Annotated in this window: 12 protein-coding genes; 10 read left to right on the plus strand and 2 right to left on the minus strand. The window is 68.5% G+C overall.

Going from position 1 to position 12,401, the window contains the following annotated elements; translation table 11 throughout:
- The first annotated feature begins 147 nt into the window (after positions 1 to 147).
- From FHR04_RS09655 to FHR04_RS09675, 5 genes are all read left to right on the plus strand, one after another.
- Positions 148 to 1,944 (plus strand): M3 family oligoendopeptidase, encoded by a 1,797-nt coding sequence (locus tag FHR04_RS09655; RefSeq protein WP_139402797.1) that lies wholly within the window; start codon positions 148 to 150, stop codon positions 1,942 to 1,944.
- 139 nt (positions 1,945 to 2,083) lie between these two features.
- Positions 2,084 to 2,977 carry a P1 family peptidase gene (locus FHR04_RS09660; protein ID WP_139402799.1) on the plus strand — a complete coding sequence of 298 codons (894 nt, stop codon included), beginning with the start codon at positions 2,084 to 2,086 and terminating at the stop codon, positions 2,975 to 2,977.
- A 38-nt stretch (positions 2,978 to 3,015) separates the two neighbouring features.
- Positions 3,016 to 3,429, plus strand: coding sequence for an NUDIX domain-containing protein (locus FHR04_RS09665; protein WP_170213908.1), 414 nt, complete (start codon positions 3,016 to 3,018; stop codon positions 3,427 to 3,429).
- A complete protein-coding gene (locus FHR04_RS09670) occupies positions 3,426 to 3,875 on the plus strand; it encodes an NUDIX hydrolase (RefSeq protein ID WP_249039061.1) in 450 nt (149 codons plus the stop codon). Before FHR04_RS09665 ends, FHR04_RS09670 begins: the two co-directional genes overlap by 4 nt.
- A gap of 270 nt (positions 3,876 to 4,145) precedes the next feature.
- Complete coding sequence (locus tag FHR04_RS09675; protein WP_170213909.1) at positions 4,146 to 5,333, plus strand: peroxiredoxin-like family protein; 1,188 nt, start codon at positions 4,146 to 4,148, stop codon at positions 5,331 to 5,333.
- A gap of 3 nt (positions 5,334 to 5,336) precedes the next feature.
- On the opposite strand, the gene FHR04_RS09680 is transcribed toward FHR04_RS09675, so the two are convergent.
- Complete coding sequence (locus tag FHR04_RS09680; RefSeq protein ID WP_139402805.1) at positions 5,337 to 6,068, minus strand: GNAT family N-acetyltransferase; 732 nt, start codon at positions 6,066 to 6,068, stop codon at positions 5,337 to 5,339.
- A 56-nt stretch (positions 6,069 to 6,124) separates the two neighbouring features.
- Between FHR04_RS09680 and cobA the strand changes: the two genes are divergently transcribed.
- The 3 genes from cobA (at position 6,125) to FHR04_RS09695 (ending at position 9,322) form a co-directional block, all read left to right on the plus strand.
- On the plus strand, positions 6,125 to 7,648 hold the full coding sequence (gene cobA, locus FHR04_RS09685; protein ID WP_139402807.1) for a uroporphyrinogen-III C-methyltransferase: 1,524 nt from the start codon (positions 6,125 to 6,127) through the stop codon (positions 7,646 to 7,648).
- Positions 7,649 to 7,805: 157 nt separating this feature from the next.
- Positions 7,806 to 7,988, plus strand: a complete 183-nt coding sequence (rpmF, locus tag FHR04_RS09690) for a 50S ribosomal protein L32 (protein ID WP_039684420.1) — start codon at positions 7,806 to 7,808, stop codon at positions 7,986 to 7,988.
- Between the two features lie 98 nt (positions 7,989 to 8,086).
- Positions 8,087 to 9,322, plus strand: a complete 1,236-nt coding sequence (locus FHR04_RS09695; protein ID WP_139402809.1) for an aminopeptidase — start codon at positions 8,087 to 8,089, stop codon at positions 9,320 to 9,322.
- Positions 9,323 to 9,394: 72 nt separating this feature from the next.
- On the opposite strand, the gene FHR04_RS09700 is transcribed toward FHR04_RS09695, so the two are convergent.
- Positions 9,395 to 10,135 carry a carbonic anhydrase gene (locus FHR04_RS09700; protein WP_139402811.1) on the minus strand — a complete coding sequence of 247 codons (741 nt, stop codon included), beginning with the start codon at positions 10,133 to 10,135 and terminating at the stop codon, positions 9,395 to 9,397.
- 33 nt (positions 10,136 to 10,168) lie between these two features.
- On the opposite strand from FHR04_RS09700, the gene FHR04_RS09705 reads away from it, so the two are divergent.
- A complete protein-coding gene (locus tag FHR04_RS09705; RefSeq protein ID WP_139402813.1) occupies positions 10,169 to 10,555 on the plus strand; it encodes a hypothetical protein in 387 nt (128 codons plus the stop codon).
- A 118-nt stretch (positions 10,556 to 10,673) separates the two neighbouring features.
- Entirely contained in the window at positions 10,674 to 12,080 is a 1,407-nt protein-coding gene (locus tag FHR04_RS09710) for an MDR family MFS transporter (protein WP_249039062.1), read from the plus strand.
- The last annotated feature ends 321 nt before the right edge of the window (positions 12,081 to 12,401 follow it).

A 12,401-nucleotide genomic window follows, 5' to 3' on the forward strand; every position in this document is an offset into this window, starting at 1 on the left:
GGGAACGCCGGCTCGATTAACGGTTCATTTAAAGTAGCACTTTTCGGCGGGGCGCAGTTGGGGTGCAAATGCCGTCACCATGCACAACTGAATCGATCAAGTGCAGTCGGGGGACGGCGCAGTTTCGCAGCCTCTAGACTGGGCGGCATGACTTCCACCGCACCCCAGGCTGAAATGCCCCGCTGGCGCACCGACGATCTGTACGCCAGCCTGAGTGACCCGAAACTGGAACAGGCTCTGGAGGGCCTGGGCGCCGACATCGGCCGGCTGGAGGCCCTGTTCGGGGAGCTGGAGGTGGGCAAGGGCGGCCCCGCCCCCACCCCCGCAACGCTGGGACGCGTGCTGAAGGCCATGAACGCCCTGGGCAACACCTCCGGCCCCATCGGCGCGTACCTGAACGCCTTCGTGACCACCGACAGCCGCGACGAGCTGGCGCAGGGCCGCATGGCCGCGTTCACCACCCTGACGCTGCCGCTGGGGCCGCTGCGCTCGCGCCTGACCGCGTGGCTGGGCGGCCTGAGCGACGCACAGCTCTCGGACTTGCTGGCGGCTTCCGAGACAGCGCGGGCGCACGAGCACTTTCTGCGCCGCGCCGTGAAGCTGGCCCGCCACCAGATGTCGCCGCCCGAGGAGGATCTGGCCGCCCGCCTGCGTCCCAGCGGGGCCGGGGGCTGGGCCAAGTTGCAGGGCAACGTGAGCAGCCAGCTGAAAGGCGAGTTCCGGGGCGAGCCATTGCCGGTGACTGCTCTGCGCGCCCTCGCCAGCGACGCGGATGAAGCGGTGCGCCGCGACGCCTTCGAGGCCGAGATCGCCGCGTGGAAATCCTCGGAAGTGGTCTTCGCGGCCTGCCTGAACGGCGTCAAGGGCGAGGAGGGCACGCTGGCCCGCCGACGCGGCTTCGAGGACGCGGTGGCCCCCAGCCTGCTGACGCACGGCATCGACCGCCAGACGCTGGACGCCATGCAGGGCGCAGTGGTGCGCTCCTTCCCCGACTTCCGGCGTTACTTTGCCGCCAAGGCGCGGGCGCTGGGCAAACCAAAGCTGGACTGGTGGGACATCCTGGCCCCGCTGGGCCACAGCGAGACCGAGTGGACGTACGGGGCGGGCACCGAATTCGTGGAGCGGCAGTTCCGGAGCTACTCCGAACAGTTGGGCGACTTTGCCGCCGAGGCCTTTGAAGGTGAGTGGGTGGACGCCGGCCCACGCGAGGGCAAACGCAGCGGCGCGTTTTGCATGCGCTGGACGCGCGGCAAGAGCCGCATCCTGATGAACCACGCCCCCAGCCTGGACAGCGTGTCCACGCTGGCGCACGAGCTGGGCCACGGCTACCACAACGCCCGTCTGGCCGGTGCCGAGCCGTTGCAACGCGAGACGCCCATGACGCTGGCCGAGACCGCCTCCATCTTCTGCGAGACGGTGGTGCAGAACGCCGCGCTGGAAGGCGCCACCGGCCCCGAACGCCTGTACGTGCTGGAAACCTCGCTGATGGGCCACGCGCAGGTGGTGGTGGACATCCACAGCCGCTTCCTGTTCGAGCGGGCGGTGTTCGAGCGCCGGGAGAAGGGGGATCTGAACCCGCAGGAGTTTGGCGAGCTGATGACCTGGGCACAGCGCGAAACCTACGGCGACGTGCTGAACACCCTGCACCCGTACATGTGGGCGGTCAAGCCGCATTACTACAGCCTGGCGTTCTACAACTACCCGTACACCTTCGGCCTGCTGTTCGGCCTGGGCCTGTACGCGCAGTACGTGGCGGCGCGCGAGGCCGGCATCGAGGCCGACTTCCAGGCCCGCTACGACGAACTGCTGGCCTCCACCGGACAGGAGGGTCCCCTGACCCTGGCTGCCCGCTTTGGCATTGACCTGCACGCCCCCGATTTCTGGGAGGGCAGCCTGGACGTAATCCGCCGGCAGATTGAGTCGTATGTGGAGGCGGTGGGGTGAGGCGGGAGGCGGTGCGCGGTCCGCAGTGCGCGGCAAAGAAGAGAAAACCGGCAGCAGACGCGCCAGTTCCCCCTTGCACTGACGGCGGATCAGCAAGCCCCGTCCCGCGTCCCGCCTCCCGCGCACTGCGCACCCTCCTGTGACCCTGACGGCCATTCCCGGCTTTCGGGTGGGTCACTGGACAGACGCGGTGGGCCAGACCGGCTGCACCGTGATCCTGTGCCCGGGCGCGGGCGCGGTGGCCTCCGCGTCGTTCCTGGGGCCGAGTCCGGCGACGCGCGAGGGCGTGCTGCTGTCGCCCGAGAAGAAGGTGGAGCGCGTTCACGCCCTGCTGCTGACGGGCGGAAGCGCCTTCGGGCTGGCGGCGGCGTCGGGCGTGGTGCGCGTGCTGGAGGAGCGCGGTGTGGGCCACCAGACGCCGTTTGCGCGCGTGCCGCTCGTGCCGGCGGCGGTGGTGTATGACCTGGGGGTGGGCGATCCGCTGGCGCGTCCGGGGGAGCGGGAGGGCGAGGCGGCGGCGCGGGCGGCCTCCTCCGAACCCGTGCCGCGCGGCCGGGTGGGCGCTGGAACCGGCACGACGGCGGGCAAGTACCTGGGTGGCCCCGGCGCGGTGCCCGGCGGTCTGGGCAGCGCCATGCTGGAGCGTTACGGCGTCTCGGTGGGGGCGCTGGCGGTGGTCAATCCGATCGGCGACGTGCTGGACGAACGCGGCGGCGTGCTGGCCGGGCCGGGCACGGGGCCGGGGGCGGTGTCGTTTGCCCCTGGCGACGTGGAGAACACCACCCTGGTGGCCGTCGTGACCGAGCACACGCTAAGCAAGGCCGACTGCCGCCGTCTGGCCGACGCCGCGCAAGCCGCGCTGGGCCGCGTGATCCACCCCAGTCATACCTACTGGGACGGGGACGCCGCGTTCATGCTCAGCAGTTGCGCGAAACCGCCCGCCGATCCCTTGCTGCTGGGCGCGCTGGTGCAGGAGGCCGTCTGCGCGGCGGTGCGCGACGCGGTGCGGCAGGCTAACGGTCTGGGTGTGTAAGATACTCAGGTGAGTGCAATTGATTACGCTGGTGGGCTGTGCCGGATCATCGCACGCGGCCCGTGAATTTCGTGGGCGCGGCGGGCGTCATCGTCAACCGTTGCGACGAACTGCTGCTCCTGCGGCGCGTGGGGGCCGAGCACTGGGGGCTGGTCACGGGCATCAGCGAGCTGGGCGAGGCGCTGCCCGACACCCTCCGGCGCGAGGCGTTGGAGGAAGTGGGCCTGAGCCTGGGGAGGGTGGAGTTGCTGGAACTGCTCAGCCCTGCCGGACTCGCGCAGGTGGCGAACGGCGACGAGTTCTACGCCTATACCGCCCTGTTCCGCGTGACCGAGTGGAGTGGAACCCCGGTGCCGGACGGCGTGGAAATTGCCGAAGCGCGGTTCTTTTCAAGGAATGATCTGCCGCCTCTAAACCGGCTGGGCCGCAAAGCGCAGCAGTGGCTGGCGTGAATTACGTCCGAGACTTGCGTGCGCTGATCGGTCACGCGCCCGTCAACTGGGTGGGCGTCTGTGCGCTGGTGCTGAACGCTGCTGGCGAAGTGCTCTTGCAGCGCCGCACCGACACTGGGGGGTGGGGCACCCTGGGCGGCATTGCTGAACTGGGCGAGGCCCTGGAAGACACCCTGCGCCGCGAGCTGTGGGAGGAGGCGAAGCTCACGCCTCTTAAAGCTGACTTCCTGACGGTCATCAGCGGGCCGCAGACCTATCAGAAACTCCCCAATGGCGACGAGTTCTATCAGGTGGTGGCCGTCTACGTGGTGCGCGAGTGGGAGGGCATGCCCGTTCCAGACGGCGAGGAAGGCACGGAACTCCACTTCTTCGGTCTGGATCATCTGCCCTCCCCGCTGGGGCCGGTGGATGGGGAGGCGCTGGGACTTTTGCAAGGAGGAATGTAACGAGCCAGTTGCCTGACGGTTATCGCTGACCGTTCTGCCTGTTGATTGAGGTCCGGTCAGCGATCAGGGGTGGAGCCGCCCAGCGGATATCGCCTACTGACCCGGAATCGATTTTTCTGAGGGGTACGCTCACGTCCGCGAAGTGCCTGATGCGTCTTGCGGACCACTCTTCAAGAAAGGGTTCTGTAAGGTGAAGTTTTTTACAGTCGGACCATGTTGCTTCCCGTCCTTCAAGCCGTGTCTCAGGTTGCTGCGAAAGAGAGTCCCACAGTGTTGAACCTCGCATTCGCCGATCAGCAGTTGAACACGGCACTCCGGCTGATGCAGGGGCAGATCGTGGGACTGAGGAGCGGCGTGCTGCCCCCCTGGAGCGTGTCATTGATCGCCCAGGGGGTGCATCCGGTCACCATTGCCGAGGCGCAACAGGTGGGCGGCAGCCTGCAGGGTGCGCTGGAATTCCTGCTGGACCGGGGGTACCTGGGGCGCGCGCAATTGGACGGGGTGGCGCAGGAGCGTGCACTTTCAGCCCTGCTGCCGCTGGCCTGGCAAACCAGCATGACCAGTTCAGCCCTCTGGGCCGACGCTCCATCCGAACTGCCGCTCAATAGCACGTCCACGCAGCAGATCATCGAGACGGCTGAGCGCCACGCTGCCTTGCTGACCCGGGAGGAACGCGCGCTCAAGCCTTCTTCCCGCTTCAGCGCCAACCCCCTGTCGGTGTCAACGATGGTGGGAAACGAGGACAAGGAGCGGGTGTATCACGCAGCGATGCGGGGACTGAGCCTGGGGGAAATGTCGCAGCGGCTGCCGCAGCGCTGGGACACCCTGACCCAGACGGTAAGCCGGCTGCTGCGCGAGGGGGCCTTGCGTCCGCAGAACGCCGCCGCCCCACGCGAGGTGGCCGACGCGTTGAAGGCTGGACAGGCCGCGCCGGATTTCTGTCTGCCGGATCTGGCCGGGGGAGAACTGCGCCTGAGCGCTCTGCGCGGTCAGCCGGTGTGGCTGGTCTTTAACCGCCAGAGCACCTGCGCCATGTGCAATCCTCATCACGCCAAGATCATCGCCATGCATGAACTGCTGCGTGCGCGCGGCGTACAGATCGTCTCGGTGTGGGGCAGCCCGCTGGAAGACCTGTCGAGCGGCATCGGCAGACAGCGCCCGCCGTACCCGGTGCTGGCCGATCCGAACGACGAGACCTATGACCGGTATGGCCTGCGCATGAGCCTTAAGGGCACTCTGGATCCCCGCAACCTGTCGACGATGATTCAGGGTTTCCGCATGATGGGCGCCAGCGCCCTCAAGGACGACGGCGAACTGCTGCGGATGCCCGCCGAATTTCTGATCGGCGCTGACGGCGTGATCGAGACCGCGCACTACAACAGTTACGGCAGTGACTGGCTGCCCATGGAACGGGTGCTGTCCTGGGCTGACCAGCAGACGGTTCCTGACCGTCACTAATCCTTAATCCTGCCGCGTCAGCGTCAGCCGCGCTCCCACCAGCCGGAAGCCGGCCCGCTGCACGTTGCGTTCGCTGCCACTGCCCGGCGTCACGAACACGCTGGCGAGGTCCGCTCCGGCCCCTGAGGCGGCCTGCAGGCGGTGGGCCAGCAACGCGGTCTGGAGTCCTCGCGCACGAAACTCAGGGAACGTGGCCGTGCCGTGAAAGGCGGCGACGTCCCCGGTGACGCTTAGGGCGGCGGTGGCGGCGGGCATGCCGTTCATCTCCGCCACAAACAGCCGCGTTCCCGGCGCGTGCGCCACCACCGACATGATTTCTTCCGCCCCTGGCCCGAACCCCCGCGCGGCCAGGGCGGCCCAGGCGCCGGCCTCCTCCGCGCGAATCTGAATCGGAGGTTGCTCGGGTAGATTCGCCAGATCGTGAACATAGGCGTGCAGGACATACTCCAGCCCATACCCCCGTTCTCGGAGAAGTGACAACACCGGAGCGGCAAAGGCCGAGAGCAGGTGCAGCGTGGCGGGCTGCCGGTACCGGACGCTGAACGCCTCGAACGCCTCCAGGTCGGCGGCGGTGAAGGGGTGCGTGCCGTCGTGCCACGCCGTGTCCACCGGCAGATTCGGCCCGGCGTGGACGGCCACCAGCGGGCCGAACTGCGCCACCTCGCCTGTTCGCCCATAGCGGGCGTGCGCCGTGGCTTCCGCGTGGGCCAGCCGGGTCAAGACATCCGTGTTCACCCCGCCAGCGTAGCGCCCCGCATTTGTCCCCGCCCCGGCCCGCTAGCTTAAGCAATATGACTCAGGCTTCCACCACTTCCCGCGCTTTCGTCTCCCTGATCGGGGCCGGGCCGGGCGATCCCGGCCTGCTCACCCTGCGCGGCCAGCATGCCCTTCAGCACGCCGACGTGGTGCTGTTCGACTACCTCGCCAACCCTGAGCTGCTGCGCTGGTGCCCGGACGCCCGCACCGTGTACGTGGGCAAAAAAGGATTCAGCGAGTACATCACCCAGGAGCAGATCAACGCGCTGATCGTGCAGACGGCGCAGGAGAACGGCGGCCAGCGCGTGGCGCGTCTTAAGGGCGGCGACGTGTTCGTTTTTGGGCGCGGCGGCGAGGAGGCCGAGGCCTGCGCGGAGGCCGGGATTCCCTTCGAGATCGTCCCTGGCGTGACCAGCGCCATCGCCGCCCCGGCCTACGCCGGCATTCCCGTCACGCACCGCAGCGTGGCCCGCTCGTTCGCCGTGCTGACCGGCAACACCCGCGAGGGCGGCGCACAGTACGAGCGGCTGTCGGGCGTGGACACCCTGCTGCTTCTGATGGGCGTGCGGAATCTGGACAGCATCGCTGCCGAGCTGATCGCCGCCGGACGTGATCCGCAGACCCCCGCCGCCACCGTGCAGTGGGGCACCACCCACCAGCAGCGCGTGGCGACGGGCACGCTGGAGACCATCGCCCAGGCGGTCAGGGAGGCTGGCCTGGAAGCCCCCGCCGTGACCGTGGTGGGCGAGGTGGTCAAGCTGCGGGACACCCTGCGCTGGTTCGACAATATGCCGGGCTTCGGCGGCCCCCTGAGCGGCAAAACGGTGGCGGTGACCCGCACCCGTGATGGGGCCAGCGCCCTGAGTGACGTGCTGCGGGCGCGCGGCGCGGACGTGCTGGAGGTGCCGCTGATCCGCTTCGAGGCGGCCTCCGATGGGGGAGAGGCGGCCCTGGGCGCCCTGCGGGACGGCGCGGGGTGGCTGCTGCTGACCAGCAATCAGGCGGTCACGGCACTGTTCGCGCTGCTGGACACGGCGGGGCTGGACGCCCGCGCCCTGGCTCACCTGAATATCGCTGCCGTCGGCCCCAGCACCGCGCGCAGTCTGGCCGAACGCGGCGTGCGCGCCGACTTTGTGCCGTCCACCCCCGGCGCCCGTCATCTGGCCGCCGAACTGCCTTTACAGCCGGGCGAAGCGGCCCTGCACCTGACCTCCCAGCTGGCCGAGGACGAGTTGCAAAAGGGCCTGGAGGCGCGCGGCATCGTCTATACGCGGGCCGAGCTGTACCGCACCGAGGCCGCTGCGCCCGACCTGAACAAGCTGGAGCGCCTGAAGAACGCCGCCGTTATCACCCTGGCCTCGGGCAGCGCGGCGCGCCATCTGGCGGCCCTGGCCGACGCGGACTTCAATCCGCTGAACATGCCTGTGGCCGCCATGGGACCGCAGACCGCCGACGCCGCCCGCGACGCCGGGTTCACCCGCGTGACGGTGGCCGAGACCGCCAGTCTGGACGCTCTGGCCGACGCGGCGGAACGGGCGGTGGTGGACGCCGCAGGCTAAGCGCCCAGTTGCTTCCGAGGTTCATCTCGCCCAAACGCTCTGCCGTGCTATACTCCCGCCTGTTGTCTCGCCCGCTGCTTTAGGCCTGTCCCTGAGCGCAAGATGGCGGGCAGAATGCGTCCTGGCGAGAAACGCCCGGCAAGAGGAGAATCACGACATGGCTAAACATCCCGTTCCCAAGAAGAAGACCAGCAAGAGCAAGCGCGACATGCGCCGCAGCCACCACGCGCTGACCGCCCCCAACCTGTCCGAGTGCCCCCAGTGCCACGCCAAGAAGCTGTCGCACCACATCTGCCCCAGCTGTGGGTACTACGATGGCCGTCAGGTGCTGGCCGTCTAAGCGCGCCCTGTTCGAGAAGAGGCTCCCCGCGTGGGAGCTTTTTTCATTTCCCCCTTAATCTCCCGGCTCTTCGTGGGCGGCGCGTTATTCTCCCCGCTATGAGTCTGACATTCGAGGAGAAGTTGCAGAATTACGCTCGGCTGGCCGTGCGCGTCGGCCTGGGCCTGCGTGAGGGCCAGCGCGTGCTGGTGCAGGCCCCGGTGGACACTGCGCCGCTGGCCCGCGCGGTGGTGCGTGAGGCCTACGCGGCAGGCGCGTCCTTCGTGGACGTGCGCTGGGACGACGACGACGTGGTGCTGGCCCGCTTCGAGCTGGCCCCCGACGGCACCTTCGACACCATCAGCCGGTGGCGGGTGGACGCCGAGACCGAAACCGCGAACGCGGGCGGCGCGGTGATCGCCATTCGCGCGACCAACCCCAACCTGCTGGGCGGCGTGGACGCCGAGCGGGTCACCACCCACCAGCGGGCGCTGGCCGCCTACCGCAAGCCGTACACCGAGCAGGTCATGACCAACCGCCTGAACTGGAACCTGATCAGCGCCCCGGTGCCTGCCTGGGCCGAGCTGATGTTCCCCGACTCGTCTGCCGACGAGGCTGTGGAGAAGCAGTGGGACGCCATCTTCGCGGCCACCCGCGCCGACCAGCCGGACCCTGTGGCGGCGTGGCAGGAGCATCTGGCGAACCTCAAGCGCCGCCGCGAGGTGCTGAACGCCAAGCAGTACGCGGCCCTGCATTTCAGGGGCGGCGAAACCGATCTGACCGTGGGCCTGGCCGAGGGGCACCTGTGGGGTGGCGGCGCGGCGGACACCCCCGGCGGCATCACCTTCACCGCCAACATTCCCACCGAGGAGGTCTGGACCGCCCCGCACCGCGAGCGCGTGGACGGCGTGGTGGTCAGCACCAAGCCGCTGTCGTACAACGGCACGCTGCTGGACGGCATCCGGGTGGAATTCAAGGATGGGCGCGTCGTCAGCGCCGCCGCGAAGCGGGGTCAGGCCACCCTGGAGCAGTTGATCGACACCGATGAGGGCAGCCACCGGCTGGGCGAGGTGGCGCTGGTGCCGAACAGCAGCCCGATTTCCAGGTCCGGCCTGTTCTTCTTCAACACGCTGTACGACGAGAACGCGGCCAGCCACATCGCCATCGGCAACGCCTACCGCTTCAACGTGCAGGGTGGCGTGGACATGAACGTGGAGGACTTCAACGCCAGGGGCGGCAACGACAGCCTGACCCACGTGGACTGGATGATCGGCAGCGGCGAGATGGACGTGGACGGCATCGGCAAGGACGGCAGCCGCGAGCCGGTGATGCGGGCGGGTGAGTTCGTGATCTAGAAAGTTGATGGGTCAGGGTTGATGGGAGATGGTCAAGAGCTGTTTTCCATCTACCATCAACCATCCACCCAGTTACGGCTGCAAATCCGCGTCGTCGATCAGGAAGTCCACCGCACCGCTGCCGATTTCGTAGTAGCCGCCGATCACCTGAATCTGGCCCCGGCCCTCGGCGGCCTGAATGACCGACTCCTGACGCAGGGCGTGCACCTGGTGGCGCACGTTGTTCAGCACCGCCTCGCGCATGCGGGCCTTCTTGTCGCGGATGCGCGGCAGCCCCTCCAGGCTGGGAGAGATCCGCTGGATGATGGCCTGCAGGTTGGCCGGCTCCTGCGCCAGCTGCTCGGGCGGCAGCAGGGCGGCGGCCACCGCGCCGCAGGACTCGTGGCCCATCACCATCACCAGATGCACGTCCAGGTGCTCGATGGCGTATTCCAGCGTGCCCAGTTCGCTCTCGCCCACCACGTTGCCCGCCACCCGCACCACGAACAGGTCACCCAGGCCCACGTCGAACACCAGCTCCACCGGCACGCGGCTGTCGCTGCACGCCAGGATCGCGGCGTAGGGCGTCTGGCCCATGATCTGCGCCCGGCGCTCGTTGACGTCCAGCTCGGGCCGTCCGCTCTTGCCGCTGAAGAAGCGGGCGTTGCCGTCTTTCAGGGCCTCGATGGCCCCGGCAGGCGTCTGGATCTCGGTGTGGTGGCGCAGGGCCGCGATGTCCGCCATGCTGGCGCCCCGGCGGATGGCGTCCAGGATGCGCCGTTCCAGCTGGGCGGTGGACGGCTCGGTGGTCTGCGGAACAGGTGAATCGGTCATCGCCCCTGATCTTATCCGCTCTATTCTCTGGGCATGACCGATCCGTCTGGAGAGCTGCCCCATCAGGAACCGGGCCTGGAGGAGTTGCTCGAACGCTACGCCATGCTGCGCGACACCATTCAGGGCCTGGAGGCCGAGCGTGAGGCGCTGGGCGCGCAGCTCAAGGCGGCCCTCGCCAGCGGCGAACGCGCCGAGACAGAGCTGTACCGCGCCGTGTTGAAGGTCTCGCGCCGCGTCGAGTACCCGCTGGAGCGCTTCCGCGAGGTTTTCGGTGACGCTGCCGCGCTGGAGGTGGCCACCGTGGACCGTAAGAAGGCCGATGCCCTGGCCGGGGCCGGTGATCTGGACCCGGAGCGCCTGCGCGAACTGGGTGTGGTGCGCGAGATTCAGGTGCTGACCCTGCAACCCAAGACCCGCTGAGGCGGGGCAGCGCCCGTGCGCGAAGCGGCTTGCGTGATCCTTCATCTGTGCCCTGCTTTGCAGCCGGGTGTTGGCCGGCCTATGGTCTTGGCCCCGGCGCAGGCGTACCCTGACCCGCGTGACTCCGCCGCCCACCGCCGCTGCCCCCGCCTCTTCCGCTCAGGCCGCGCTGGACCAGGCCCGCAAGCTGGCAACCGTGGGCCTGATCCTGGGGGTCTTCCTGAACGCGCTGGAATCCAGCGTGGTTGCCAGCGCCATGCCCAGCGTGATTCAGGACCTGCGCGGGGAGGCGCTGTACGCCCTGCCCTTCGCGGCGTACCTGCTGACCAGCACCGTGTCCAGCCCATTGTGGGGGCGAGGTTCGGACATCGTGGGGCGCAAGAAGCTGTACCTGGCAGGCATGGCGCTGTTCCTGCTGGGCAGCGTGCTGTGCGGGGCGGCACAGAACATGGGCTGGCTGATCGGCGCGCGGGCCTTGCAGGGGCTGGGGGCGGGGGCGCTGCTGTCCATCGCGCTGACCATCGTGGGCGAGCTGTACACCCTGGAGCAGCGCGGACGGGTGCAGGCCTTCTTCAGCGGCGTGTGGGGCATCAGCGGGCTGGTGGGGCCGCTGCTGGGCGGCTGGCTGACCGAGACTTGGTCCTGGCGCTGGACCTTTTTCGTGTCGTTGCCGTTCGGGGTGGCCGCGTTCTGGATGGTGGCCCGTTACCTGCGCCAGTCGGGCGAGCGGCAGCGGGCGAAACTGGACTGGGCGGGCGCGGCGCTGTTCACGGCGGGCAGCGGCCTGCTGATCTGGGGGCTGGAGCTCAAGCAGTGGTGGGTGGTGGGGGCGGGGGTGCTGATTCTGGCGGGCGCCCTGTGGGTGGAAAGCCGCCACCCGGCCCCCCTGCTGCCCATGTCGGCCCTGCGCGAGAAGATTCCGCTGGTGGCCTTTGCCGGAAACCTGCTGGCGGGGGCGGCGTACTTCGGCGTGATCGCCTACCTGCCGCTGTATGCCCAGGGCGTGACGGGCCGGGGCGCGACGGCAGCGGGCGCGATCCTGACCCCGGCGCTGGTGGGCTGGACCCTGGCGAGCATCCTGGCCGCGCAACTGATGAAGCGCATCCCGCTGGCCCGCATCTCGCAGCTGGGGTTTGCGGTGCTGGTGGTGGTTTTCGCCGCGCTGACCTTCACGGTCCACTCGCCGCTGTGGGTCACCTCCGCGCTGGGCTTCGTGGTCGGCAGTGGCATGGGCTTTTCCATGCTCACGCTGCTGCTGTCGGCGCAGGGCGCGGCGGGCAAGGGCGAGCTGGGGGCCGTGACCAGCGGCGTCCTGTTTGCCCGGCAGATGGGCGGGGCGCTGGGCGTGACCGTCATGGCCCTGCTGATCGGCGAGGCGGCCATCGCCAACGGCGGCGCGGCGCTGGCCGAGGGCCTGCGGTCCGCCTACTTCCTGGGACTGGGGTTGGTAGCGGCGGCCTTTGTCTTCACGCTGACCCTGCGGGCCGGTTCCCCAGCGGAGAAGGGCAGTCCAACGACGCCGTAAATCCAGGCGTGGCCATTCCAGTCAGGTCTGATTGAACTCAGATTTCACGTTTTGGTAACGCCCGGCGGGGAGAATGGGGGACAAGCATCAATGCTGTCCGCTCTCCCTCGCCGCCGAATTGATGAGCCGTGCGCCTTGCCCGCACAGGCCGCATTTCTTCGCGAGAGGCAAGAGTGAGCACCGTATAGTGCCGTTGCCGCTGCCCCATCGGAAGAGGAAAGGAGCGGTTTCGATCCTGATCGGTCTGACTGAAGTCGGTGGAAGAGATGCAGTTTTCATGAAGCACAGTCCAATGAAAATGCATGTTAGGATACCAACCGC

This window comes from Deinococcus radiopugnans ATCC 19172, from assembly GCF_006335125.1.
Taxonomy (GTDB): domain Bacteria; phylum Deinococcota; class Deinococci; order Deinococcales; family Deinococcaceae; genus Deinococcus; species Deinococcus radiopugnans.

Coding starts and splice junctions, on each gene's coding strand:
- FHR04_RS09655 (WP_139402797.1), top strand. CDS start 148: ATGACTTCCACCGCACCCCAGGCTGAAATGCCCCGCTGGCGCACCGAC.
- cobA (WP_139402807.1), top strand. CDS start 6,125: ATGACTCAGGCTTCCACCACTTCCCGCGCTTTCGTCTCCCTGATCGGG.
- rpmF (WP_039684420.1), top strand. CDS start 7,806: ATGGCTAAACATCCCGTTCCCAAGAAGAAGACCAGCAAGAGCAAGCGC.
- FHR04_RS09695 (WP_139402809.1), top strand. CDS start 8,087: ATGAGTCTGACATTCGAGGAGAAGTTGCAGAATTACGCTCGGCTGGCC.
- FHR04_RS09700 (WP_139402811.1), bottom strand. CDS start 10,135: ATGACCGATTCACCTGTTCCGCAGACCACCGAGCCGTCCACCGCCCAG.
- FHR04_RS09705 (WP_139402813.1), top strand. CDS start 10,169: ATGACCGATCCGTCTGGAGAGCTGCCCCATCAGGAACCGGGCCTGGAG.